Genomic DNA, 25,160 nt, shown 5'->3' with positions numbered 1-25,160 from the left:
AATTAACTTTACGCTCATTAGTGAGGAATGTATGCAAAACAATACCGCTATTTCACAACTTATTGAAGCCGGAAAATGGGTTAGCCAAAAAGGCTGGGTACCCGCAACAGGCGGAAACTTTTCAGCCCGTACCAGCACTGGTTTTGTTGTTACGGCAAGTGGACACGATAAAGGCTCACTTACGCAAGACCACTTTTTGCAATTAAATCATCAAGGCGAACGCCTAGGTGGAGCTGTAAAGCCATCGGCAGAAACACAATTACACCTAAGTTTGTATCAGCTTATACCTGATGCACAGTGTGTTTTGCATACTCATTCTGTAGCCGCTACCGTACTGTCGCAAATTACCCAAAGGCATCAGCTTGATTTAACAGGTTATGAAATGCAAAAAGCACTGAGCGGCTTTACTTCGCATTTAGAAACGCTGAGCATTCCTATTTTTGATAACGATCAAGATATTGACCGATTAAGCCTGCTGGTCAGTGACCATCATTTACATACGCCGATAGAGCATGGCGTACTGATACGTGGCCATGGTTTATATGCTGTAGGGCGCAATATTGATGAAGTTCGTCGCCACCTAGAAGCCTTAGAGTTTTTATTTAGCTGCGAATTAGAGCGCCTAAAAATAATAGGCATTCAAGCGGGAGTAACTAAATGATTAAAGCCATTTTAACCGATATCGAAGGCACAATAACCCGTATCTCGTTTGTTAAAGAGGTGTTGTTTCCTTACGCGGCAAAGCAGTTACCTACCTTTGTACGTGCCAATGCTAATAAGCCAGATGTAGCCGAGCAAATTAGTGCCGTAAAAGCGCTTATCGAAAAGCCAAACGCCGATATAGAAGAAGTCATTAGCACTTTACTTACCTGGATTGATGAAGATAAAAAAATCACTCCACTTAAGCAGTTACAAGGCTTAATTTGGCAAACAGGGTATGAACACGGTGATTTTAAGGGTCATTTATACCCAGATGCATTTGATTTTTTACAAGCTCAATACAACAACGATATTACTTTGTATGTGTACTCGTCAGGGTCGGTAAAAGCGCAGCAGCTACTTTTTAAATACAGTGATTATGGCGACATTCGCAGCTTGTTTACTGACTTTTTTGACACCAAAGTTGGCGCAAAACAAGAACAAACAGCCTATAACACTATTGTTGATCTGTTACCGTTTAAAGCAGCAGAAATACTCTTTTTAAGTGATGTAGCCGGCGAGCTTGATGCCGCGCAGGCTGCGGGCTTAAAAACACTACATTTAATTCGTGATGGGCAAGCAAGCACTAAAGCACACCCTTATATTAATGACTTTAGCCAATTTAAATTGGAGCAATTAGTATGAGCCAATTAACGGTGTATGCCGACAACAATGCAAACAAAGCACTTGTAAGCACATCAAATGCAGATGATATTGCAAAGCAACTAGCTAAAGTAAACGTACGCTTTGAACAGTGGCAAGCAAATGCAGATATTAATGCACACACCACCCATGAGCAAATTATTAGTGCGTACAAAAACGATATAGATCGGTTAAAAACTGAAAATGGCTATCAAACAGTAGACGTTATATCTCTAGCTAAAGGTAATCTTGGCGCATCAGAGCTGCGCAAAAAGTTTTTATTTGAACATACTCATAGTGAAGACGAAGTGCGTTTTTTTGTAAAAGGCCAAGGGCTATTTTGCCTGCATTTAGGCAATAAGGTTTATCAGGTACTTTGCCAACAAGGCGATTTAATCTCAGTGCCTGAACTTACCCCGCATTGGTTTGATATGGGAAGCGATCCTGAGTTTACTGCCATTCGGTTATTTAATAATACAGAGGGCTGGGTAGCTAAAAGTACAGAGTCGTCTGTTGCAAAGCAATTTCCACTATTATCGTAAGTCATTCAAAACCTTGGTCCACACTAATAGAGATAACGTGGACCAAAAATATCGCGAAATTACTTAAGCTTTAAAAGTTCGCCATTTTCAACCTGATTTTGGTTGTACACACCGGTGTCTAACACCCATCCTGTAACCAGTTTTGCCGGCGTTATATCAAATGCAGGGTTATACACATTAGCATTGGTGGGCGCCCATAAAGCCTCGCCAAAGCTACCGCTAACTCCGCGCACTTCTTGAGGATTACGTTGCTCTATTTCTATATCATTACCACAAGCAGTGTTGGTATCAAGCGTGGTAACAGGCGCAACCACATAAAATGGAATGTTATGAAAATACGCAAGTACGGCTAAATTATAGGTACCCACTTTATTAGCAAAATCACCATTGGCAGCAATACGATCAGCCCCTACCACTATTTTATCCACCTTACCTGCAGCCATTAAACTTGCCGCCATATTATCGCAAATTAATGTGTAAGGTATTTTCCAGCGCTCAAGCTCAAAGGCAGTTAAGCGACCGCCTTGTAATAATGGTCGTGTTTCATCAACCCACACATGTACGTTGCCATGTTTTTGCTGCGCTTTGTAAATAACACCGAGTGCAGTACCAATACCAGCGGTTGCAAGTGCCCCTGTATTACAATGGGTTAATATATTGTCGCCGCTATTTATAAGTTCGGCGCCACGGTTTGCCATTCGCTCACACAGCGCTATATCTTCTATAAACAACCGCTCAGCTGTGGTAACAATACCGGCAACATAATCGCTTTGCGTTAAAGCTTTACGCAATGCCGCCATACAATGCATTAAATTAACCGCCGTTGGACGAGTGGCTTCTAGTTCGTTGATTGCTTTTTCAAGCTCACTTTTAACTACCCCTTGCTCAGCTAAATACGCCACTAGCAAGCTCGCGCTTAAACCAATAAGTGGAGCTCCACGCACTTTTAAACTAATGATCAGCTCTTTCATGGTTTCTACATCATGGCACTGATGCCATACCTGCTGGTGAGGTAGTAAATATTGGTCAAGCACACTAAGCGACCCGTTTTCATATTTTAAACTGCTTGCGATTAAATTTTGCATAATGCTTAAGGTATTAAAAATGCGTAACGTTATTTTACACCACTTTGAATAACTCTCAAGTTGGACTTGTAGACATCTAAACATTTAAAAGTATAGAATGCTTAAAAGCTGATTTTTGAGATTTAAACCATGACTAACTATGTTGCTTTTAACGCACAGCGCGCTATCGATTACGTATCGACATTAATTGAATCTAAACAATGTAATTTTTTTGCTCAAGGACAAACCTTATCGGCATATGAGTTTGGTGATGGCAATCTTAATTTAGTATTTAGAGTTACTGATGAGCAAAATAATAGCGTTATTTTAAAGCAAGCTCTGCCTTACGCGCGTTGCGTGGGTGAGTCGTGGCCATTAACGCTTGATAGAGCTCGTATAGAAGCACAAGTTTTGCTTAATCATGGTGCTATTTGCCCAACTTATACTGCTAGGGTTTTACATTATAGTGAAATGCAAGCACTGACTATTTTAGAAGATTTAGGTAATTTACAAATACTGCGCACTGCACAAAATAATGCGGAGCAATTTCCTAAATTGGCGCAGCATGTAGCTACCTACTTAAGTCATACTGGTTTTTATAATTCAGATTTTTATTTAACCGCACAAACTAAAAAAGCACTTGTTAGTCAATTTACTAATCCTGAACTTTGCCAAATCACTGAGGACTTATTTTTTAGCGATCCGTACATTGAGCACGAACGCAATAACTACCCAGAGCAACTACAAAGCGAAGTTGATGCAATACAAAAAAACAGCGTATTAAAGTTAGAAATAGCAAAACTAAAAGCTAATTTTTTATCTAACCCGCAAACATTACTTCATGGTGATATGCATAGCGGCAGTATTTTTGTTGATTGTAATAATACGAAGATGATCGACCCTGAATTTGGCTTTTTTGGTCCTGCTGGGTTCGATATTGGCTCTTTTATTGGTAATTTACTTTTAAATTACTGCGCACAATACGGGCATATTGAAGATTTTGTGGCTCGTCGTAATTATCAAACCCACTTATTAAGCACCCTTGTTGAATGCTATACCTTATTTGAACAACATTGGCTTACGCTTATAAATGAGCACACTACTGAAGGTGCGCTAAAGGTTACAGGCTACGGTGAATACTTTATAAAAGGCGTATTACAAGACGCCATTGGTTACTGTGGTGCTGAGTTAATTAGGCGCACCATAGGGCTCGCACATGTAACCGATATAGATAGTATTGGTGATGATAAGGCGCGTCTTATAGTGCAAAAACAAACATTAGCACTAGGCGAGCAACTTATTTTGAATGCCCACACGTGCAACAACAAAGAAGCATTTTTTAGTTTATTAATAAGCCAATTAAACTAAAAAATACTAAAAAAGGCGCTATTAGCGCCTTTTTTAGTTAGTTAAAAACTTACTTATAGTTTTCGTAAATTTTATCGAGCGGTTCTGATAAACCACTTTCTTGCACTATACGTACATGTTCACGTTTTAATTCGCGTGCACTAGTCACACCACAAGAATGGGCTATTAGCCCAGCTCCGTAATGAATGTATTTATTATAGTTAGCTACTCGTTGCGCTTTATCAGCTACATTTAAGCCGCGTTGCAAACGCTCGTTATGCGTAGTGATCCCGGTCGGACAGGTATCTTTATTACATTGCATTGCCTGAATACAGCCCAGTGCAAACATATGCCCTCGAGCCGATACAACAAAATCAGCACCCAACGCTAACGCCCAAGCCACCTTTGAAGGAACAATTAATTTACCTGAGGCGATTATTTTAATACGATCTCGCAGCCCATGTTTTTCAAGCATGTTAACTACAAGCGGTAAACTTTCGCGCAGTGGTAAACCCACTGAATCCATAAGCGGTTGTGGTGCAGCGCCCGTACCACCATCAGCACTATCTATAGTAATAAAGTCAGGTGCAGACTCTATACCACGGTGATTTATTTCAGCGAACAACGTTTCTAACCATCCGTAAGCACCAATTACCGCTTTAAAGCCTGTAGGCTTACCTGTCGCGTTACGTACAGTGGCAATCATATCAAGAATATCGGCTGGGTTTTTAATTTCAGGATGACCATTGGGACTAATAGAGTCTTGTCCCTCTGGAATACCCCTAATTTTAGCTATTTCGGCGTTAACTTTGCGCCCTGGTAACATACCGCCTTTACCTGGTTTTGCACCTTGGCTCATTTTAAGTTCAAACATTTTTACTTGTTCGTGAGCCGCTATTTCTTTTAGCTTTTCGGTACTTAAATTTCCATGCTCGTCTCGTGCACCATATTTAGCTGTACCAATCTGAAACACTAAATCGGCACCACCTTCTAAATGATAAGGACTTAATCCCCCTTCACCGGTGTTCATCCAACAACCCGCTAGTTTTGCCCCTTTTGATAAGGCCCGTACAGCTGGCTTTGAAAGCGCGCCAAAACTCATACCAGATACATTGAATAACGAGTTGGTTGTGTAAGGTGTTTTACAGTATGGACCCAAAGTAACATTACTCGGGTCGAGCGCTTCTTCATCTAAAGTAGGAAACGCACAGTTCATAAACATAACCGTACCTGTTACTTCTAAGCTTTGTGTAGAGCCAAATGCAGCCGTACGGTCAACATCTTTTGCTGCACGATAAACCCAACTACGCTCAGCGCGGTTAAATGGCATTTCTTCTCTATCTTGAGCAAAAAAGTACTGTCTAAAAAACTCACCTTGGCGTTCAAAAAAATATCGAAAGCGACCAATAACAGGGTAATTACGTCTAATAGCATGCTTAGTTTGTGTTACATCTCGAATATAAAAAACGACAACGATTAAAACCAACAACCCTAAAACAACAATAAACATACTTGCAAATACATCAATACTAAACATTATAAAATTACTCACCCAAGGCCCCTTGATGACTGTTTTTAAAATAAAAAAGTGCTATACCACCAAAATGACATAACACTTTTATTTGTTCAAGGCTTTAACTGCCTTAATATCTAATTCTGTTGTTTAGCTAACTCTGCTTTTATATATAAACGCACTTGTGTTTCAAGTACCGATAAAGGCACTGAACCATGGCGTAATATTTGATGATGAAATTCACGAATATCAAAGCTTTTTCCTAGCGCTTGCTCTGCTTCAATGCGTAAACGCTTAATAGTAAGCTCACCTATTTTGTACGAAAGCGCCTGTGCAGGCCATGTTATATAACGATCGGTTTCTGTTTTAACGTTATGCAACGAAAGCGCTGTATTTTCACTCATAAAGTTCATGGCACGCTCTCTGCTCCAGCCATACATATGCATACCCGTATCAACAACTAAACGTGCCGCTCGCCACATTTCATAAGTTAAACGACCAAAACGGCTATATGGGTTTTGATAAAAACCAGCTTCAATCCCTAAATACTCAGAGTAAAGCCCCCAACCTTCACCAAATGCCGAAAGGTAAGCATCACGACGATAGCTTGGTAGGCTTTCTAGCTCTGCATTTAGTGATATTTGTAAATGATGGCCAGGCACGGCTTCGTGCAGCGTTAATGCTTCTAAAACATACAAAGGGCGCTTATCTAAAGCGTAAGTATTTACCCAATAATACCCTGCTTCATCATCTCGATTAGAGCCAGAATAGCGACCTGTTGTGTATTTAGGAGCAATACTGGCTGGTACGGGTGCTACACCATAAGGTTTGCGCGGTAAGGTATGAAATAACTTCGGCAGTTGTGCATCCATTTTTTTAGCAATATAAGATGCTTCTTTTAAAAGTTGCTCTGGTGTTGTGGCGTAAAATTGTGGATCAGTGCGTAAAAAGTGGATAAATTCGGCAAACGTACCTTTAAAACCTACTTCTGCTATTACGTTTTCCATTTCACTACGAATTCGTGCAACTTCTTTTAAGCCAAGTTCGTGAATCTCTTTAGGTGTCATATCGGTGGTGGTGTAGTACTTAGCTCTATTTTTATAAAACGCTTCGCCATTAGGTGTATCTGATATACCAATACTTGTACGTGCACCAGGTCGATATTGCTGCGTAAAAAACGCTAAGTAATCTTTATAAGATTTTATAACCTCTTCTTTTATAATGATTTTGGCTTTTTGTTGTAGTGTTTTAAATTCACTTTCGCTTAAACCAGCTGTGTTAGTTAAAAATGGTTTATAAAATTCAGACGTAGTTACATCGTCAACAATGTAGGCATTAATTGAATCTTCATAACCTTCCAATACAGCTTTGGGTTGAGTAAGCCCTGTCTCAAGCCCTTTTTTCATCCAATACATGTTTTGCTCAAAAAAGCGTGGAACTTGCGCCAATCGTGCAAGATAAACTTGGTAATCTTCCGAGTTTTTATATTGAGAGCTATTTATTATGTACGACAAACCAGAATGAAACCCATATTCAGAGGTAAGCGGCATATAGTGCGCATTAAATACATATTCATCGACACTGTTTTGTACTTGAGCTCGAATAATATCAAAGTTAATTTGATTTTCATCACTTAGCTTTTCAATATTAATAGTGTCTAATTCAGCAAGTAATCGCGTTTTATTTTTATATTCTTGCGCTAAAAATTCAGGGGATAAATTTGGTAATAAATAACCTTCAACACCACCTACACGATCGTAAGGGTTAATACTTTCTCTATAATCAACAATACTTTGCGCTACTTGAGTAAATTGTTGATCTGAATTTTGCATGGTCATTTGGCATGCACTTAATGAGCACAAAACCGTAATACCAAATAATGATTGGCGTAATGGTCTTAGTAAAAAATGATTCATTATAATGTGACTTAGTAATGTAATTAATTTCATAAAGCTATCGTAGGGTAAATAAATAGCAAGTAAATGAGACCAACCTCATAGTAATAATCTCTACTTATACTAAGTGTATTAATACGTTACATACATTAAATGAAGTAAAAACAAGCTTAATTGATGACAAAAACAGCTATTGAGCCGCTAAAGTAAAATTTAAGTTCCCTAACTCTCATTTTTCCTTTTAAATAGCGATTATAAAGATTACTGTAGATAAAAATAATAAAAAGCTGGGATGCATAACCGCCTCATGGAATGAGATATTCGAATTTGCACTTACTGCGTACTTAGTTGGTATTTAAAATGATGTTCCATGATTCCATGGCTATTGCACAAGAAAAAATGACTAAGGTGTGTGTTTTTTTAGAACGCTTTGCGCTTGCACCTACTCCTTTGAATTATCAAGTTGTTTATACTTACACAAGCCAAACTAATTTAAAGCTAAATAACGCTCTAGATCGCATTATTGCGACTAACGATAATATTGATAGCGTTTTAATCGAACAATTATATTCTGAATTTTTAAATACGGGTCATACAACTCAAGTCAGTATGATTCAAAATGTTGATGGTGTTATAAATTCACTTTCTCACAATGCTCAAGCAACTGAAAAACAAATAATTCGCTTTGCTGGTCAAGTAAGCGAGTGTGTACATACACTAGATGAAAACAACATAGAACAGAGTCGCCAAGCGCTTGAAGTATTGAATAATCAAACCGCAGAACTATTAAAACAACACAAACAATTTAAACAAGAACTCAGTAAAGCTAAACGACTACATGACAAAACACAAAAACAGCTTACTCAATTACGTAAGCAACATGTTGTTGATAGCCAAACGGGTCTTTATAAACGCCATTATCTAACACAACAAACACAAGTGTGGACCAATCAGCAAAAATCTATTTGCGCTATTGCGATACAAATCGATAATTTAGATCATTTTACTGATAATTACGGCGATATTATCGGGGAAGTTATTTTAAACAAAGTGGCAAAACAAGTTCAAAAATACGTATTTCAAAGTGGTTTACCAGGGCGTACAGCTAAAGATCAATTTACCGTATTATTAGCCGACATAGACCCTGAAACAGCGAATGTAATTGCCGAAAAAGTACGTAATGGTGTTGAAAAGCTGCGTTTTGTTAGCTCAAAAACGGGTACTAAGCTACCTGCAATTAATTTATCGTTAGGTATTGCGCAACACGATCAGTTAGATGACTTCAATCAACTAGCAAGAAAAGCCTCTCAAGCAGCTTTTAAAGCGCGCTCACTCGGGCAAAGCTGTTTTACTGCTGGACATTAAATCGCCTGATGAATCATATTCAAATTGCACCAGCACGGCACAATAAAGTACACTAGCGTTTATTGCCACGATAGGATTAATCATGAACGAGACACCAGAAAAGACCACGCATTTTGGCTATAAAACAGTAGCCGAAGACGATAAAGCCTCAATGGTTGCAGACGTATTTCACTCAGTTGCGGCAAAATACGATGTAATGAATGATTTGATGTCTTTTGGTGTGCATCGCTTATGGAAGCGTCAAACAATTGCAAGCTCTGGCGTACGTAAAGGTCATCATGTACTTGATTTAGCTGGCGGTACTGGTGATTTAACTGCTAAATTTAGCCAATTAGTTGGTGAAACAGGTCAGGTTATTTTAGGCGACATCAATTCTTCAATGCTTAAGGTTGGTCGTGAAAAGCTACATAACCTTGGGTTAGTAGGCAATATTGACTACGTACAAATGAACGCCGAAATGCTGCCATTTCCAGATAATAGCTTTGATGTGATCACTATTGCATTTGGTTTACGTAATGTAACTGACAAAGATAAAGCATTACGCTCTATGTACCGTATTTTAAAGCCAGGTGGTCGTTTATTGGTATTAGAGTTTTCTAAACCTGAGCATGAAGTACTTAGCAAAGCTTACGATTTTTACTCATTCAATTTATTACCAACAATGGGCAAACTAGTTGCTAACGACAGTGAGTCATACAAATATCTAGCTGAATCAATTCGTATGCATCCAGATCAAGATACTTTAAAAGCAATGATGGATGATGCTGGTTTTGAACAAACAACGTATCAAAACCTTACCGGTGGTATTGTTGCACTTCATCGCGGTTTTAAATATTAAGGCAGAGATTAATGACGCTTGAACAAGCAACTGAGAAAAATAATGGTGCGTTAAATACATCAACTTTTTTTATGTTACCTAATTTTGTACTGTCGCTTATTGAGCGCATACTTAATCAAGCACTTAAACTCGATCCACAACTATCGCAAAAACTAAGCGCCGTAGAACAACAGCGCTTAGTAGTTGAAGTGAGGAATTGGCAGCAAACCATTCAACTCGTTTTCGCCGATAAAAAATTACATTTATATACCGCACAAAGCAGTGATAACGCTGACTGTATGATAAGCGCAGACATCGACACTCTCATTGCGCTAAAAAACCCAGCAATGCTTACGCAGTTAATACGCCAAGATAAACTCGATTTACAAGGTGATTTAAATATTGCCCAAACTTACAGTAATGCATTTTCGGGTTTAGATATCGATTGGCCAGAACAACTATCAAAATACATTGGCGATGCCCCTGCACAACAACTGTATCTATATTTAAAAGCACTTGGACAGCAGAGCAATAAAACAAAAGCTCAAATTAGTTCCATATTTACAAGCTTATGCCAAGACGAGCTTGCGATTACAATTCATCCGCTAGAGCTTGAGCAATTTAAACAACAAAATAGAGAGCTCAAAGGTCAAGTTGCTGCCATTGAACAACGTATAAATACCCTACTAAACACCGTAACCCGCTAAGGATTTTTTGTGTCGACTGCACGATTGTATTACATCACTAAAACATTACTTAGCTACGGGTTGGATGAGTTAATTCCCAAGCATAAAATCCCTTGGTTTGCCAAAGCGGCTCGAGGTAGTTTATTTTGGCTACGTAATAAACATAAAAACAAGCCTGCAGGTTTACGCTTACGTTTAGCGTTGCAAGAATTAGGTCCAGTGTGGATTAAGTTTGGGCAAATGCTTTCCACACGTCGCGATTTATTACCACACGATATAGCTTTAGAGCTCGCTTTTTTACAAGACCAAGTACAACCTTTTGAAGGTGAACTTGCGCAAAAAATAATTGAAAAAGCGCTCGATATTAATGACATTAGCGAGTTGTTTAGTGAATTTTCGCAAACACCGCTGGCTTCAGCATCAATAGCGCAGGTTCATACTGCTACACTTATTGATGATCAAAATATTGAACAAGACGTTGTAATTAAAGTTATTCGTCCAAACATTCACGAACAAATTAATGCCGATTTGGCGTTAATGGAAAAGCTCGCCAAGGTACTTGCAAAAGTACATAACGAATCAAAACGTCTGCGCCCTGTTGAAGTAGTAAAAGAGTATAAAAAAACACTGCTTGATGAGCTCGATCTAATGCGTGAAGGCGCTAATGGCATTCAGCTTAAACGTAACTTTGAAGATTCGGACTCGCTTTATATTCCAGCAGTTTATAGTGACTACAGCCGTCATAATATATTAGTAATGGAGCGGATTTACGGTATACCCGTATCTGATACTGATGCATTGCTGGCACAAAACACTAATATGAAACTGCTCGCCGAACGCGGTGTTGAAGTCTTTTTTACACAAGTATTTAGAGACAGCTTTTTTCATGCTGACATGCACCCTGGTAATATTTTTGTTTCGCGTGAACACCCAGAAAACCCTAAGTATATTGGTATAGATTGCGGTATTGTAGGTACACTCAACAAAGAAGATAAACGTTATTTAGCTGAAAACTTTATTGCCTTTTTTAATCGTGATTATCGCCAAGTTGCACAGCTACACGTAGATTCTGGTTGGGTTCCGTACGATACGAGTATTGAAGAATTTGAATTTGCTATTCGCACTGTATGCGAGCCTATATTTAATAAGCCTTTAGCTGAAATTTCGTTTGGTCATGTGCTTGTTAACCTTTTTAATACTGCGCGCAGATTTAATATGCAGGTGCAACCTCAATTAGTGCTACTACAAAAAACGCTACTATATGTAGAAGGGTTAGGTAGACAACTTTATCCACAATTAGATTTGTGGCAAACAGCAAAACCATTTTTAGAAGATTGGGTAAAACAACAAGTTGGTCCATTATCGGTATTGAAACAAATGTATGCTAACTTGCCATTTTGGGCAGAAAAAATGCCTGAATTACCTGATTTAATTTATCAAAGTTTAAAACGTACGCCGCACTCTCAAATACAAGTACAAAAGGCATCTCATAAACCTTTAGTGTTAAGCTTGTTTGGTAGTGCAACTATGATTATGGCAGCGCTTTGTTATTTACAGCACGATTTTATTGCCGCAAGTATTGCAATAACATGCTCTGTAGTGGGGTTTATAGCTGCGTGGCAAAGCGAATAAACTAAGTGCTATTTACGCTAGTGGGCGTATAATTAGTATTTAAAATATACATTTAATTATTTTATAAATGGGAGAAAACCATGGGTTTTGGTGGTATTAGTATTTGGCAATTATTGATTGTATTGGCAATCATCGTTCTTCTTTTTGGTACTAAAAAATTACGCGGCATTGGCGGTGATTTGGGCGGTGCTGTTAAGGGGTTTAAAAAAGCGATGTCTGATGAAAAAAGTACAGATAAAACAGAGCAAGAGACAACTGAGCAAATTCAAAAATCAGAAAGCGCAGCTCCAAACGAACCAGTTAATACTGAAAAAACCAAAGATAGCAACAAGGCTTAATTTGTATGGGAATGTGGGAACTCGTTGTTGTTCTTATTGTTGGTTTAGTCGTTTTAGGTCCTGAGCGTTTGCCTGTGGCTATAAGAACTGTAAGCCGTTGGATAAAAACTGCTAAGTCACTTGCTAATTCAGTAAAGGCAGAGGTCAGTGAAGAACTGCGTGTACACGAACTACACGAGAACCTTAAAAAAGCAGAGCAACAAAATTTAAAAGACTTAAGTCCTGAGCTGCAAAATTCATTGAGTGAATTACAACAAGCAGCCCAATCGGTTACCCACAGTTATAAAAAACAGCCATCAGATCCAGAAAATAACCAACATATTGATGAAAAAAAGTGAAATTTATTTCTCTTTCAATGGTCAACTTACTAAATGGTATAAATAATAATGGTTGAGGAAGTAAAATCGGGGTTTGTAGCTCATTTAATTGAGTTGCGGGATCGGCTAATAAAAGCACTATTAAGCATTTTTGTTATTTTTATTGCCATTGTGTATTTTGCGAATGACATTTATGCCTTTGTCGCACAGCCGTTAGTCTCGCATTTGCCAAGTACTGCAACCATGATTGCAACTGACGTAACTGCGCCCTTTTTTGCACCATTTAAGCTTACTTTGTTTGTCGCTTTATTTGCATCTATTCCGTGGATATTGCATCAAATATGGGGGTTTATAGCCCCAGGTTTATACCAGCACGAAAAACGTATGCTTATGCCTATTCTCGCCTCAAGTATCATATTATTTTATGGTGGGATTGCATTTTGCTATTTTGTGGTACTACCAATTATTTTAGGGTTTTTTACAAGTACGGGCCCAGAAATGATGACCCTTGCGCCCGACATAAGCAGCTATTTAGGATTTGTATTAAAACTGTTTTTTGCATTTGGTGTCGCATTTGAAATTCCAGTGGCCATTATGCTGCTATGCTGGAGTGGTGCAACAACAACAAAAAGCTTAAAAGAAAAGCGTCCTTATATCGTGGTGGGCGTTTTTGTAGTAGCAATGTTTTTAACACCACCTGATGTACTATCACAAACATTATTAGCATTTCCAATGCTGCTTTTGTTTGAATTAGGTCTAATTTTAGCAAAATTTTATACCGCTAAAGAACAACAAAAATCTGAGGAATAAAATGAAAAAGCAATTATCACTACTCGTTTTACTAAGTGCACCTATTTTTGCAGCTCAAGCAGAAACACCAATTAATGAGCAAGCACTGCAAGCATGTAGCTTTATTGAAAACGATTTTAATCGTTTGCTTTGTTACGACAATACAATTGCAGGCAAGTCACTTGTAAAGCCGTCGGTAACAAAAACACTAACACCACCAGCCGCTAATAATGTACCTGTAATTGCAAATTCGGTCGCTACAGCACCAGTGCAAGCTGAGGTAACAACTGGCGGTTTTGGTTTAGAGCATAAGCAAGAAGTACAAGTAGAAAAAGAAACTGAAATTAAGGCGATGGTTACATCTGTTGAAGAGGCGGCTTACGGCGAATTAATTATTTCGTTAGATAACGATCAACAATGGCGTCAAGTTGGTTCAGATCGGATGCGCTTAAAAGAAGACGATACTATTATAATTAGCCGTGGCGCATTTAATTCTTTTTTATTGAAAAAAGAAGGTAAAAACAGCTCTATTCGCGTTAAACGTACTAAATAATGTCATACACATTAATTGATGCTGGGGTTAACTTAACTAACCATCAGTTTGATGAGCAGCATCAAGATGTTATTACTCGTGCTAATACCGCAGGTGTTAGCCGTATGCTTATTATTGGCTGCGATATAGCTGGTAGTAAGCAGTCGCTTGAGCTTGCCATAAAGTATCAGCAATTTTCTACAGCCGGCGTACATCCTCATGATGCTAAATCAGCCACTGATGAGCTCGAAAACCAACTAACTCTCCTTGCAAAAGATAAGCACGTTATAGCAATTGGTGAATGTGGTCTTGATTATAATCGAGACTTTTCACCTCGAGACGTACAAAAAAGTGTATTAAGGCGTCAACTTGCTTTAGCTGAAAAGCTAAACCTACCGGTTTACTTACATGAGCGAGATGCAAGTAGTGATATGCTCATTATACTCAAAGAGTTTAATGTAAAAGGTGTATTACACTGCTTTACGGGCGATGCTGATGCGCTAAAAAACTATTTAGATTTAGGGCTTTATATCGGCATTACCGGTTGGGTGTGCGATGAACGACGTGGTAAAGACTTGCAGCAGCTAATACCTAGCATTCCTATTGAGCGTTTATTAATTGAAACAGATGCGCCTTTTTTAATACCTCGCACAGTCAAGCCAAAGCCAAAGTCGCGTAAAAATGAACCTTCATTGCTGCCTTATATCTGCCAAACAATTGCTCAGCTTTATCAAATAGATGAAGAGCTGGTAGCAAAACAAACTACAAAAAACTTTTATGATATTTTTGGCTTAGAGGCGCGTTAATGTCGTACGTAAAAGCATTATTTAGTTTATTAATGCTACTTTGCGCATTTTTCACTTTTGCTGATCCTGTAATAAATGACCACTTTAAACATGAAAGCATTAACACTGTGCGTTATTCTTTTGAACCAACCTCATTACTAAGTGCAACACAAAGTGATTTTAATAAATGGCATACAATAAAAAATAAACCTCTAAACCTTGGGTTAGAAGAGCGACCTGTATGGTTGATGTTCTCAATAAAAAACACTCTAAAAAATGATGTTACTCCGCTACTTTCACTCGATAACCCATTGTTAAATGAAGTTCAGGTGTTTCACTTACATAATTCGACATTGCTCTTTGAAACTCTAATAGGCGATGCATTTTTACTATCTCAGCGCTCAATAAAGAGTGAGTCGTTATTAGTTAAATTAACGATACCTGCTGACAGCACAACTACCGTCATTCTAAAAGTAACCAATAGCGCTGGTTTACGCATACCGCTAACAATATGGCAGCAAGATGCTTATTTAGCCCATAAAGGTAATGTTAACTTGGTATACGGCTTATTCATCGGTTTTGTATTTTCGTTAGCAGTAAGCTGCCTTGTTTTATATGGGTTCTCACATAAGCGTTACTTTGCATATGCCGGTGTTATAACACTAACATTAGGTTTTTTACTTTTATATCTTTGTGGGTTTGGTATTCGGTATTTACATCCAAATATACCGGGGATTCAGCAGATTATGATTCCCATATTACTAATGCTGGTTACTTTATTATTCCTCCCTTTGCAGCGACAAATTTGCCAACCTACAAATTCTAAGCTGTTTAATGTACAGAGAATAATAACTAACTTATTTGCGATTTCGATATTGTTTATTTGGATGCTGCCAAGCTCAACTATCACTTTGTTTTGCCTAATAACCACCCCTATTATTTTAAGTTTTTACACTGTAACTACATTTTCATGTATTCGTAAAAACGCCTCAAAACCGAACAAAGCACTGGCTCTTTCGCTTGTTTTTTTCTTGGTGGTTATGCTTTACCTTATCGCTGCTGTTATGGGGTTATATGCATTTAATAGAGGTACTCTCGCTTTTGTATTTATATGCTTTTTTAGCTGCACCTTTTGCCTGTGCTACTGCGTAATGAAACTATTTATTTTAGAGCGTGATGAGCAAGTAATTACACAACAAACCTTAATTGCTAAAAATGCAGCCCAAGATACATTATTAAAAGAGCGCTTTGCACTACAAGAAAAAACAAGCCAAGAACTAGAAACACAAGTAAATGAACGTACTTTTGAACTACAAGTAACCTTGCGAGAACTTGAAGAAAAAAACCAAGAACTTGAACAACTCAATACAGAGGATGCCTTAACTGGCATAAAAAACCGCCGCTTTTTTGATAAAAAATTAGTAATGGAATCCCGACGCTCTCGCAGAGAACAAACACCATTGAGTATAATAATGCTTGATATAGACCGCTTTAAAGCCATTAACGATACATATGGACACCCAACTGGTGATCAAGTTATTAAAGCAGTTGCAAGCATTATAAAAAATCGCTTAAAGCGACCTCTTGACGAGGTTGTACGCTATGGCGGTGAAGAGTTTGTAGTGCTATTACCGAATACAGAAAATAAAGGCGCGTACGATATTGCAGAACAAATACGCCAAACGATTGCACAAAGTGGCGTAGTAGTTGATGGAACAGACATTAAATTTACAATAAGTGCTGGCGTTTATACTGACGTTGCCAACGATATTAACAATCCCGAAATTTTTACTGAATGCGCCGATAAAGCGCTTTATTACGCTAAACAGCACGGTCGTAATCAAGTAATTACCTTTCCAACCCCACAGTAGGAGCATATTAATATGGCCCAATCAGGACTAGACCTTTTTCCGTACACCCGCATGCGCAGAATGCGCCGTGATAGTTTTTCACGTCGTCTAATGGCTGAAAACCAGCTAACAGTAAATGATCTTATTTATCCTGTTTTTGTACTTGAAGGTAAGAATCGCCGTGAAGCAATTGAATCAATGCCAGGTATTGAGCGCCTATCAATAGATTTACTATTGGTTGAAGCAAAAGAACTCGTTGAACTTGGCATACCTGCCGTTGCTATTTTTCCGGTAACACCTACAGATAAAAAATCATTATTTGCAGAAGAAGCATATAACGATGATGGCTTGGTACAACGCACCGTTCGCGCTTTAAAAGAGGCTTTTCCTGAGTTGGGTGTAATTACAGATGGTGCGCTTGACCCATTTACTACCCACGGACAAGACGGCATTATTGATGATGCGGGCTATGTAATAAACGATGTAACAACTGAAATCTTAGTTAAACAAGCACTCTCACATGCGCAAGCAGGCGCTGATGTAATCGCTCCTTCAGACATGATGGATGGTCGCATTGCTGCAATTCGTGAAGCTCTTGAAGCAGATGGATTTGTTCACACTCGCATAATGGCTTATTCAGCAAAGTATGCATCTAGCTATTATGGTCCATTTAGGGATGCGATTGGTTCAGCCGGAAATTTAAAAGGTGCTGACAAAAAAACCTACCAAATGGATCCTGCAAATTCTGATGAAGCGATACGCGAAGTTGCATTAGACTTACAAGAAGGTGCTGATATGGTTATGGTTAAGCCTGGCATGCCTTACTTAGATATTGTTCGTCGCGTAAAAGATGAATTTGGTGTACCTACTTTCGCTTACCAAGTAAGTGGTGAGTATGCAATGCACAAAGCTGCAATCGATAACGGTTGGTTAAGTGAGGAAGCGACTATAATGGAGTCTTTACTTGCATTTAAGCGTGCTGGGGCTGATGGCATATTAACCTACTTTGCTAAACAAGCCGCTCGCTACCTAGCTAAATAGTAAATTAATTACAAAAAGGCGGATAAACCGCCTTTTATTTACATCTATTTACATTTTTGTATTATTTTCGTCATGTTTATTCTCTAAACTGGTGTCCCATTTGGGATTTTAAAATACACGGGAATAATAAAAAAATGTTTAAAACAAAAATAACACCACTAGCGCTTGTTATTGCAAGCCTAAGTGCACCAGCCTCCGCTAATTTAATCATATCTGAATACGTTGAAGGTGGTAGTAATAATAAAGCAATAGAGCTTTATAACACATCAACAAGCGACATCTCGCTAGATGGCTACACACTTGGTTTATACTCAAATGGCAGCACAACAGTCGGTAATTCAATTGAATTAACGGGTACACTTGCGGCTAACAGTACATATGTAATTGTAAACTCAAGCTCTGTTGATGAACTTAAAGCAAAAGCGGATATTGAAAGTGGCGTTGCTAACTTTAATGGTGATGATGCGTTAGTACTAACTCAAGGCACTACTGTTATAGATAGCTTTGGTCAACGCGGTGTTGATCCTGGTTCATTCTGGTCTGAAGGTGGTGTACAAACACAAAATAAGACCCTTCGTCGTAAAGAAAGTATTCTAGTAGGTCGCACAACACCTGATGCCGCTTTTGATCCAAGTGAAGAATGGGTGCAATTTGATCAAGATGATTTTGATGGACTAGGTGTTTTCGGCAGCAGTGTTGAACCAGTACCGGAGCCTGAACCACTTGAACCATTAGTATGTAATGCAGATAAAACACTCATTAATGCTATTCAAGGCGATGGCAGTACAAGCCCTCTTGTTGGTACTCAAGTAGAGTTAGAAGGTATTGTTACTGCTGATTTTCAAGGTGATGGAGAGCTTGATGGTTTCTTTGTAAGCTCTCTTTCTGATGATGTTGATAGCAATCCACTTACCTCTGAAGGCGTTTTTGTTTTCTTTGCAGATACCGATGTAAGTGTTGGCGATCATGTTCGAGTACAAGGTACTGTTGAAGAGTTTTTTGATGCAACACAAATTGGTAGCGTAAGCCAAGTTGCTATTTGTGACACTGGTTTATCTGTCGCAGCTACAAAGATTACTTTGCCTTTAGCAGACGCAACTGACTTGGAAGCATTTGAGGGTATGCTAGTTACTTTAGAGCAGCCTTTAGTAGTTACCGACAACTTTGGTCTTGGTCGTTTTGGCGAAGTTGAATTAGCAACAGAGCGACTATATCAAGGCACGCAAATAGCATTGCCTGGTGATTCAGCCAATGCTGTTGAAACAGAAAACCTACTTAAAAAGATTTTACTTGATGATGGCTCTACAGTACAAAACTTAGATCCAACGGCATACCCTACCCCAGGCTTGTCTGCAGAAAACACATTACGTACTGGCGATACAGTAAACACTGTTACAGGTGTTCTTACTTATAGCTTTAGCCTTTACCGTATTCACCCAACGGTAGCACCTCAGTTTATTGCAACAAATGCGCGCGAAGATGCTCCTGAACTCAATGCTGATGCAGACTTACGTGTAGCTAGCTTTAACGTACTTAATTACTTTAATGGTGATGGTCAAGGTGAAGGATTTCCTACCGATCGTGGTGCAGACACCGAAGCTGAATTTATTCGCCAAGAAGCAAAAATTGTTAGTGCTATTAGCGCAATGCAAGCAGATGTTGTTGGTTTAATGGAAATAGAAAATGATGGTTTTGGTGAGTTTAGCGCCATTGCTAGCCTAGTAAATGCATTAAACGATGCTGATACAGCCAACCAATATGCATTTGTTGACTTCAATCTTGATCAAATAGGTACTGATGCAATCACTACAGCATTAATTTACCGTGCTAATAAAGTAGAAGAAGTAGGTACTGCAGCTATTACAACTGAAGCGCCATTTGATTTTAGTAACCGTACTCCAATTGCGCAAAGCTTTAAATCTTTAGCAACCGATGAAATTTTTACTGTTGCCGTAGCACATTTAAAATCTAAAGGTGGTTGTGGTAGCGCAAGCGGTGCTAACGAAGATCAAAACGATGGTCAGGCTTGTTGGAATGAAATACGTACGCAAGGTGCTAACGCTTACGCAGATTGGCTTGATAGCAAACCAACAGGTGTTGACGACGAAGATACTATTTTAGTTGGCGACATGAATGCTTACGCAATGGAAGACCCAATACGTGCATTTGCAGATAAAGGATATAAGAATGTAGTTGCAGAGCTTGATGGCAATACACTTGGTTACTCTTATAGCTTTTCTGGTCGCGCAGGAAGCTTAGATCATGCTGTAGCTACAGAGTCGCTGCTCAGCAAAGTGGTTTCAGCGCAAGATTGGCATATTAATGCTGATGAGCCAATATCACTTGATTACAATACTGAGTTTAAAAGCGACGCTCAACAGTCTAGCTTATACTCTGAAAGCGCATATCGTGCATCAGATCATGACCCTGTCATCATTGATATTAAATCTGAAGTTATTTTAACTCCAGAGGAACAAACACCGGTTATTGCTGCAGATCAAACCTTCTCAATTGATGAGGGTAGCTCAGTAGGTACTGTAATAGGTCAGCTCGTATTTAGCGATCCAAATGCTGATATATCGCCAGTGGTTGAATTTATAGTTTCTGGTAGCGAAAAGGTTTCTATTAATGGACAAGGACAGCTTATAATAGCTAGTGATCTTGATTCTGATTCTGAGAGTACTATCACACTGGCTGTTCAAGCAAAAGACAGTGCTGGAAATACATCTGAAACGACAACGGTTGTAATTCAAGTAAACGAAGTGGTTATAGACGATAATGATGATAACGATTCTGGATCATTATTTTGGTTAACACTGCTTTTAGCACCTATTTCAGTGATGCGTAGATTTAAAAAGAAATAATTAATTTTAATTCATTTTTAAAGCCGCTTTTGCGGCTTTTTTTATTTTTATACAAATGTAATTCAGACAAGCTTCATTAAACAACCCGTATTATCTTTAACATGATTTGAAAACCATCTGTTTAATCAAGAAATAACTACATGCAACTGAGTGTAATTTACACAAAAAATGTAACCAACTTAAATTAAAGCATGTTAACTGCTGATATTTAAAAGCTTTTATTTAGGTTCGAATATTGCTGTAAACCAATCAAGTGTTAAATAGATGAATCAATATTAACCCTAACCATAAAAATAAGTCGTGTTTTTATAAAGGAATGAAAATGAAACAATTAACCCATTTAATACCAACATGGCAACAGAGCTCAAAGCCACTTTTGGGTCTACTTATTATGTTTTTTGCTTGGGGCAACAGCAATCAAGCACTTGCTGCCACTGTTGATGTGGCAATCCCACAAAGCAGTCTATTTGATGTAATAAGCGCACGTGCAAAAAAGCTAGCCGCCGAAGAATATGTTGCACCTAAAAACATCGAGCTTGATGCACTTAATAATATTGATTATCAAGATTACCGCTCTATTCGCTTTAGAAAAGACAAGTCAGTATGGAAAGACGAAGGTCTTTACGAACTACAGCTATTTCACCCTGGTTTTTTATACAAAACACCAGTAACTATAAATACAGTTGATAGCGATTCTAAACGTAGCCGTCTCCCATTCAATACTGACTTTTATCAATATGACGGTACAGCTGCTCCTTTAAAAGACGAAATCACTAAAAGCATTGCCAACACACAGCTTGGTCATGCTGGTTTTAGATTACATTACCCATTAAATACCAATGAATATAAAGACGAAGTTATGGTATTTCAGGGTGCTTCTTACTTTCGTGTTGTTGGTCCAAACCAAGTTTACGGACTGTCAGCTCGTGGTTTAGCAATTGATACTGCTGAAGCGTCTGGTGAAGAGTTTCCAATGTTTAAAGAATTTTGGTTAGTTAAGCCAAAACCAGATCAAACTAATATTGTGATGTTTGCACTACTTGATAGCCCTTCTGTTGCAGGGGCGTACAGATTTAATGTAGACCCAACAACAAACACAGCTGTAAAAGTAGATATGCAAATATTTGCGCGTAAAGATGTTAAAAAACTAGGTGTTGCACCATTAACGAGTATGTTTTACCACGGTGAAAACAGCACTAAATTCTTTGATGATTACCGCCCTGAAGTACATGATTCTGATGGTTTATTAACAAGATCACAAGACAACAAATGGGTATGGCGTCCACTTAATAACCCAGCGCAGTTAAGCGTTACGTCTTTTACTTACGAGAACCCAAAAGGTTTTGGTTTAGCACAACGTGACCGTGACTTTAATAACTATTTTGATACTGAAGCACATTACCATGACCGTCCTAGCCTTTGGATTGAACCAGAAGGTGAATGGGGTAATGGCCGTGTTGAATTAGTAGAAATACCAACAGACACAGAAACAAACGACAATATAGTAAGTTATTGGGTACCTGAAAAACCTTTTAAAGCAGGTGACTCACTAAAGTTAAGCTATAAAATGACGACTTTTAATGCTCATTTAAACCAACATGACAAAGCACGAGTAGAACGTACTCGAATTGGTAGCGCTGCATTACCAGGTGAGGATAATCCACCACCTAAAAGTCATCGCCAATTCACAGTAGATTTTTCGGGTCCAGAGCTTAACCAGTTATCTGCAGCGCTAAAGTTAAAAGCAGATATTCAATTAACTACCGGTGAAGTGACTGATGTAACTGTGCAAAAACTTCCAGAAACATTTGGATGGCGTGTAGCTTTTAAAATTGCACCACAAGATGGTAAACCTGTAGACATGCGTTTATCGCTAAAACTACATGACAAAGAAATTAGCGAGGTATGGAGTTATGTCTGGTATCCAAATGACATCAAGTAAGCAAAAGACACCAACGTCTATGCCCTTTAAAACGATTCGCGTATTGTTGTTTGCTATCGCAGCAATTGGTATATCAGGTTATGGTATATCTATTATGTTTGAGATTTTAAGCTCAAACGGAATGACCCTACTTGAATACGCTTTACTCGTATTGTTTTCAATTACCTTTGCGTGGATCGTAACGGCGTTTTGTAGCGGTACAATTGGATTTGTGCTGCAATTACTACGAATTGACCCACTAACGTTAAAGCGTATTAAACCAATTACTTTTGATAGCGAGGCACTTGCCCAGCAAAAAACTGCTGTTGTAATGCCAATCTACAACGAAGACACTCACCGTGTTATTGCTGGTTTTGAAGTAAGTTTACAATCGTTAAAAGAAACAGGTGAACTGGATAACTTTGACTTTTATCTATTAAGCGATACACAAGACCCAGAAATAGCAACAAACGAACTAAATGCTTGGCATGCGTTGTGTGAGCGTTTAGGTGATACTGCAAAACAAGTTTTTTATCGTCGCCGTGAAGATAATAAAAATCGTAAAGTAGGTAATCTAACTGAGTTTTGTGAGCGCTGGGGCAGCAACTACGATCATATGATTGTTCTTGATGCAGACAGTGTAATGACTGGTAAGTGTATGTTAGAGCTAACAACAAGTATGCTCAACAATCCACAAGCTGGGCTTATTCAAACAATCCCAATCCCTGTTCGTCAAGATACCTTTTTTGGTCGTTTTTTACAGTTCGCTTCTGTACTTTATAGCCCAATGTTGGCAACTGGTTCTGCATTTTGGCAAACCGATAAAGCAAACTACTGGGGTCACAACGCAATTATCAGAGTTGATGCATTTATCACTTGTTGTGGTTTACCAACACTGGAAGGCAAAGCTCCTTTTGGCGGTGAAATTTTAAGCCATGACTTTGTTGAAGCATCTTTATTACACAGCGCTGGCTGGGACGTGCTACTAATTTCAGATATTGAAGGTAGCTACGAAGAAGTACCAAGTAATATTTTAGATTATGCTGTACGCGATAGACGCTGGGTACAAGGTAATATCCAACACCTTGGTTTATTATCTTCGTCAAAATTAAAATTTATGAGTAAGTTTCACTTTTTACTTGGTGCAACTGCCTACATTTCATCGCTAATCTGGTTATCTATGCTAGCGCTAAGCACTATTGATGCTGTAACACGTGCCTTAAATAGTGATGTGTATTTTAACCGGGTATATCAATTATTTCCGACATGGCAAATAGCTAAAACAGATTTAATAGATTCATTACTGTATCTGACTATTATTATTTTATTACTACCTAAATTAATGGGCGTAATAGTAACCCTAGTACACAGAAATAAACGTTTTGGTGGTTCTATCAGGCTAATATTAGGCTCATTGATTGAGACTGTGTTTGCTATTATTGTTGCACCACTTATGATGGTATTTCATGCCTACTTTGTTATTTGTGTATTCTTAGGTAAAAAAGTTAAATGGGATGCACAACCACGTGAAGGTCGTATGGTTCCATGGAAAGAAGCATTTGGTTACACGTTATTTTCAACCATTGTTGCAATTGCATGGGGTAGCACTGCTTACTACTTCACTCCAGTATTTTTCTGGTGGTTATCACCTATTTTATTAGGCTTAATATTAGCAGCACCTATTGTGCGTTATTCAAGCAGTATTAAATTAGGCGTATACCTTAGAAAAATGGGAATATTTATTTGCCCTAGTGAAGTTGATAATGACTCAACGCTAGAGGCGCTTAAAGTTCACCTTAAAGAGATTTCGGTACCAGCAGAAGGCTCTTACCCATTTTCTATACCTGTACTGCCTGAAGACCGCTTGGTGACTATGCCAATACATAGTTTTAAGGCACCACGCAAACCAAAGATGAAAGCGCTAAAAACAAAGGCAATAAAAAAGTTTAACTAGCGCCACACTCTCAAATAAAAAAGGAGCAATTTATTGCTCCTTTTTTATTGTCTTTTTAATAGCCCTATTAAATTTAAATACTGCTCACTTTAAAAATTTAAGCACCACTAACTACAAGTGCTATTAATTACCAGCTTAATGCTTATGGCATTAAACTAATGGGCTGTTATTACGACGAAAGCATATCTCGATGATGAAGTTAAAATTACGATATATGGCTTCTCTATATGAGTGGTTTTGATGCCATCAGCCATCTAATCTGGCAGAACAATCTATTCCCTATAAGGTTGGCATATTACAATTAGTGTAATTAAAGCTATTTTACATGCGCTTATTTTATAAGGTATTTCATTAAATAAATTTATAATGCTAACAATAGTAACCAGATAACCTTCTAGCAATCTTTTCTCAAGGTTGAACTTAAGCATTATAATGAGCGACTTTAGCACTCCTTCATAGGTTAGACATTAAGAGATAATTGGATTCAGGCCGCATTTTAATCGTCCTTTTTCTTTATCTCTTTTTGGGTTCGCTCTTCGTGCATATTTTGACAAAAAAATGATAGTT

The 25,160-nt window shown here is 38.3% G+C and carries 21 protein-coding genes; 18 read left to right on the top strand and 3 right to left on the bottom strand.

The features are described 5' to 3' along the window. Positions 1-31 precede the first annotated feature (31 nt). Genes I6F65_RS17455 through I6F65_RS17445 form a run of 3 tightly spaced genes read left to right on the top strand, consistent with a single transcriptional unit; the run spans position 32 to position 1,883 of the window. Positions 32-661: a methylthioribulose 1-phosphate dehydratase gene (locus tag I6F65_RS17455; RefSeq protein ID WP_197114150.1), complete on the top strand. Its 630-nt coding sequence runs from the start codon at positions 32-34 to the stop codon at positions 659-661. Next, positions 658-1,344, top strand: coding sequence for an acireductone synthase (gene mtnC, locus I6F65_RS17450; RefSeq protein ID WP_024610788.1), 687 nt, complete (start codon positions 658-660; stop codon positions 1,342-1,344). The genes I6F65_RS17455 and mtnC overlap by 4 nt, the downstream gene beginning before the upstream one ends. Beyond that, on the top strand, positions 1,341-1,883 hold the full coding sequence (locus tag I6F65_RS17445) for an acireductone dioxygenase (RefSeq protein ID WP_197114149.1): 543 nt from the start codon (positions 1,341-1,343) through the stop codon (positions 1,881-1,883). Before mtnC ends, I6F65_RS17445 begins: the two co-directional genes overlap by 4 nt. Positions 1,884-1,942: 59 nt before the next feature. On the opposite strand, the gene mtnA is transcribed toward I6F65_RS17445, so the two are convergent. Beyond that, positions 1,943-2,968, bottom strand: coding sequence for an S-methyl-5-thioribose-1-phosphate isomerase (gene mtnA / locus I6F65_RS17440; RefSeq protein ID WP_197114148.1), 1,026 nt, complete (start codon positions 2,966-2,968; stop codon positions 1,943-1,945). 129 nt (positions 2,969-3,097) lie between these two features. Here mtnA and mtnK point away from each other — a divergent pair, with 129 nt between their 5' ends. Further along, complete coding sequence (gene mtnK / locus I6F65_RS17435; RefSeq protein WP_197114147.1) at positions 3,098-4,315, top strand: S-methyl-5-thioribose kinase; 1,218 nt, start codon at positions 3,098-3,100, stop codon at positions 4,313-4,315. A 49-nt stretch (positions 4,316-4,364) separates the two neighbouring features. Here the strand turns inward: mtnK and I6F65_RS17430 are convergent, their stop codons facing one another. Together I6F65_RS17430 and I6F65_RS17425 are read right to left on the bottom strand one after the other, a co-directional pair. Further along, a complete protein-coding gene (locus tag I6F65_RS17430) occupies positions 4,365-5,831 on the bottom strand; it encodes an FMN-binding glutamate synthase family protein (RefSeq protein ID WP_007579865.1) in 1,467 nt (488 codons plus the stop codon). Positions 5,832-5,944: 113 nt separating this feature from the next. Then, positions 5,945-7,723 (bottom strand): DUF885 family protein, encoded by a 1,779-nt coding sequence (locus I6F65_RS17425; protein WP_197114146.1) that lies wholly within the window; start codon positions 7,721-7,723, stop codon positions 5,945-5,947. Positions 7,724-8,080: 357 nt separating this feature from the next. Between I6F65_RS17425 and I6F65_RS17420 the strand changes: the two genes are divergently transcribed. From I6F65_RS17420 to mdoH, 14 genes are all read left to right on the top strand, one after another. Next, the gene (locus I6F65_RS17420) at positions 8,081-9,067 is read left to right on the top strand and encodes a GGDEF domain-containing protein (protein ID WP_024610792.1); all 987 of its coding nucleotides are present in this window, start codon (positions 8,081-8,083) and stop codon (positions 9,065-9,067) included. A gap of 82 nt (positions 9,068-9,149) precedes the next feature. Continuing rightward, positions 9,150-9,905, top strand: coding sequence for a bifunctional demethylmenaquinone methyltransferase/2-methoxy-6-polyprenyl-1,4-benzoquinol methylase UbiE (gene ubiE, locus I6F65_RS17415; RefSeq protein WP_197114143.1), 756 nt, complete (start codon positions 9,150-9,152; stop codon positions 9,903-9,905). An 11-nt stretch (positions 9,906-9,916) separates the two neighbouring features. Then, positions 9,917-10,591, top strand: coding sequence for an SCP2 domain-containing protein (locus tag I6F65_RS17410; RefSeq protein WP_024610794.1), 675 nt, complete (start codon positions 9,917-9,919; stop codon positions 10,589-10,591). Between the two features lie 9 nt (positions 10,592-10,600). Then, positions 10,601-12,202, top strand: coding sequence for a ubiquinone biosynthesis regulatory protein kinase UbiB (gene ubiB / locus I6F65_RS17405; protein WP_197114141.1), 1,602 nt, complete (start codon positions 10,601-10,603; stop codon positions 12,200-12,202). Positions 12,203-12,282: 80 nt separating this feature from the next. Further along, positions 12,283-12,540, top strand: a complete 258-nt coding sequence (tatA, locus tag I6F65_RS17400) for a Sec-independent protein translocase subunit TatA (RefSeq protein WP_024610796.1) — start codon at positions 12,283-12,285, stop codon at positions 12,538-12,540. 5 nt (positions 12,541-12,545) lie between these two features. Beyond that, positions 12,546-12,878 carry a Sec-independent protein translocase protein TatB gene (gene tatB, locus I6F65_RS17395; RefSeq protein WP_024610797.1) on the top strand — a complete coding sequence of 111 codons (333 nt, stop codon included), beginning with the start codon at positions 12,546-12,548 and terminating at the stop codon, positions 12,876-12,878. A 48-nt stretch (positions 12,879-12,926) separates the two neighbouring features. Then, entirely contained in the window at positions 12,927-13,667 is a 741-nt protein-coding gene (gene tatC / locus I6F65_RS17390) for a twin-arginine translocase subunit TatC (protein WP_024610798.1), read from the top strand. Between the two features lies 1 nt (position 13,668). Then, complete coding sequence (locus tag I6F65_RS17385) at positions 13,669-14,199, top strand: hypothetical protein (RefSeq protein WP_166110013.1); 531 nt, start codon at positions 13,669-13,671, stop codon at positions 14,197-14,199. After that, positions 14,199-14,984: a TatD family hydrolase gene (locus tag I6F65_RS17380; RefSeq protein WP_024610799.1), complete on the top strand. Its 786-nt coding sequence runs from the start codon at positions 14,199-14,201 to the stop codon at positions 14,982-14,984. The genes I6F65_RS17385 and I6F65_RS17380 overlap by 1 nt, the downstream gene beginning before the upstream one ends. Further along, positions 14,984-16,834, top strand: coding sequence for a diguanylate cyclase (locus tag I6F65_RS17375; protein ID WP_166110016.1), 1,851 nt, complete (start codon positions 14,984-14,986; stop codon positions 16,832-16,834). The genes I6F65_RS17380 and I6F65_RS17375 overlap by 1 nt, the downstream gene beginning before the upstream one ends. Positions 16,835-16,846: 12 nt before the next feature. Beyond that, positions 16,847-17,854, top strand: coding sequence for a porphobilinogen synthase (gene hemB / locus I6F65_RS17370; protein WP_024610800.1), 1,008 nt, complete (start codon positions 16,847-16,849; stop codon positions 17,852-17,854). A 134-nt stretch (positions 17,855-17,988) separates the two neighbouring features. Further along, positions 17,989-20,718 (top strand): ExeM/NucH family extracellular endonuclease, encoded by a 2,730-nt coding sequence (locus I6F65_RS17365; protein ID WP_166110022.1) that lies wholly within the window; start codon positions 17,989-17,991, stop codon positions 20,716-20,718. 322 nt (positions 20,719-21,040) lie between these two features. Continuing rightward, the gene (locus I6F65_RS17360; RefSeq protein ID WP_197114139.1) at positions 21,041-22,660 is read left to right on the top strand and encodes a glucan biosynthesis protein G; all 1,620 of its coding nucleotides are present in this window, start codon (positions 21,041-21,043) and stop codon (positions 22,658-22,660) included. Further along, the gene (gene mdoH / locus I6F65_RS17355; protein WP_197114137.1) at positions 22,632-24,593 is read left to right on the top strand and encodes a glucans biosynthesis glucosyltransferase MdoH; all 1,962 of its coding nucleotides are present in this window, start codon (positions 22,632-22,634) and stop codon (positions 24,591-24,593) included. Before I6F65_RS17360 ends, mdoH begins: the two co-directional genes overlap by 29 nt. Positions 24,594-25,160 lie beyond the last annotated feature (567 nt).

Source organism: Pseudoalteromonas sp. SWXJZ94C, assembly GCF_015864385.1.
GTDB lineage: Bacteria > Pseudomonadota > Gammaproteobacteria > Enterobacterales > Alteromonadaceae > Pseudoalteromonas.
This window is presented reverse-complemented; position numbering and strand designations above follow the sequence as displayed.

What these genes read in the sequence shown, in the direction of transcription:
- I6F65_RS17420 (WP_024610792.1), top strand. Translation starts at nt 8,081, where the DNA reads ATGGCTATTGCACAAGAAAAAATGACTAAGGTGTGTGTTTTTTTAGAA.
- I6F65_RS17425 (WP_197114146.1), bottom strand. Translation starts at nt 7,723, where the DNA reads ATGAATCATTTTTTACTAAGACCATTACGCCAATCATTATTTGGTATT.
- ubiE (WP_197114143.1), top strand. Translation starts at nt 9,150, where the DNA reads ATGAACGAGACACCAGAAAAGACCACGCATTTTGGCTATAAAACAGTA.
- I6F65_RS17385 (WP_166110013.1), top strand. Translation starts at nt 13,669, where the DNA reads ATGAAAAAGCAATTATCACTACTCGTTTTACTAAGTGCACCTATTTTT.
- I6F65_RS17365 (WP_166110022.1), top strand. Translation starts at nt 17,989, where the DNA reads ATGTTTAAAACAAAAATAACACCACTAGCGCTTGTTATTGCAAGCCTA.
- tatB (WP_024610797.1), top strand. Translation starts at nt 12,546, where the DNA reads ATGGGAATGTGGGAACTCGTTGTTGTTCTTATTGTTGGTTTAGTCGTT.
- mtnC (WP_024610788.1), top strand. Translation starts at nt 658, where the DNA reads ATGATTAAAGCCATTTTAACCGATATCGAAGGCACAATAACCCGTATC.
- tatC (WP_024610798.1), top strand. Translation starts at nt 12,927, where the DNA reads ATGGTTGAGGAAGTAAAATCGGGGTTTGTAGCTCATTTAATTGAGTTG.
- I6F65_RS17375 (WP_166110016.1), top strand. Translation starts at nt 14,984, where the DNA reads ATGTCGTACGTAAAAGCATTATTTAGTTTATTAATGCTACTTTGCGCA.
- hemB (WP_024610800.1), top strand. Translation starts at nt 16,847, where the DNA reads ATGGCCCAATCAGGACTAGACCTTTTTCCGTACACCCGCATGCGCAGA.
- I6F65_RS17410 (WP_024610794.1), top strand. Translation starts at nt 9,917, where the DNA reads ATGACGCTTGAACAAGCAACTGAGAAAAATAATGGTGCGTTAAATACA.
- I6F65_RS17430 (WP_007579865.1), bottom strand. Translation starts at nt 5,831, where the DNA reads ATGTTTAGTATTGATGTATTTGCAAGTATGTTTATTGTTGTTTTAGGG.
- I6F65_RS17455 (WP_197114150.1), top strand. Translation starts at nt 32, where the DNA reads ATGCAAAACAATACCGCTATTTCACAACTTATTGAAGCCGGAAAATGG.
- I6F65_RS17445 (WP_197114149.1), top strand. Translation starts at nt 1,341, where the DNA reads ATGAGCCAATTAACGGTGTATGCCGACAACAATGCAAACAAAGCACTT.
- I6F65_RS17360 (WP_197114139.1), top strand. Translation starts at nt 21,041, where the DNA reads ATGAAACAATTAACCCATTTAATACCAACATGGCAACAGAGCTCAAAG.
- mtnK (WP_197114147.1), top strand. Translation starts at nt 3,098, where the DNA reads ATGACTAACTATGTTGCTTTTAACGCACAGCGCGCTATCGATTACGTA.
- mdoH (WP_197114137.1), top strand. Translation starts at nt 22,632, where the DNA reads ATGTCTGGTATCCAAATGACATCAAGTAAGCAAAAGACACCAACGTCT.
- tatA (WP_024610796.1), top strand. Translation starts at nt 12,283, where the DNA reads ATGGGTTTTGGTGGTATTAGTATTTGGCAATTATTGATTGTATTGGCA.
- mtnA (WP_197114148.1), bottom strand. Translation starts at nt 2,968, where the DNA reads ATGCAAAATTTAATCGCAAGCAGTTTAAAATATGAAAACGGGTCGCTT.
- I6F65_RS17380 (WP_024610799.1), top strand. Translation starts at nt 14,199, where the DNA reads ATGTCATACACATTAATTGATGCTGGGGTTAACTTAACTAACCATCAG.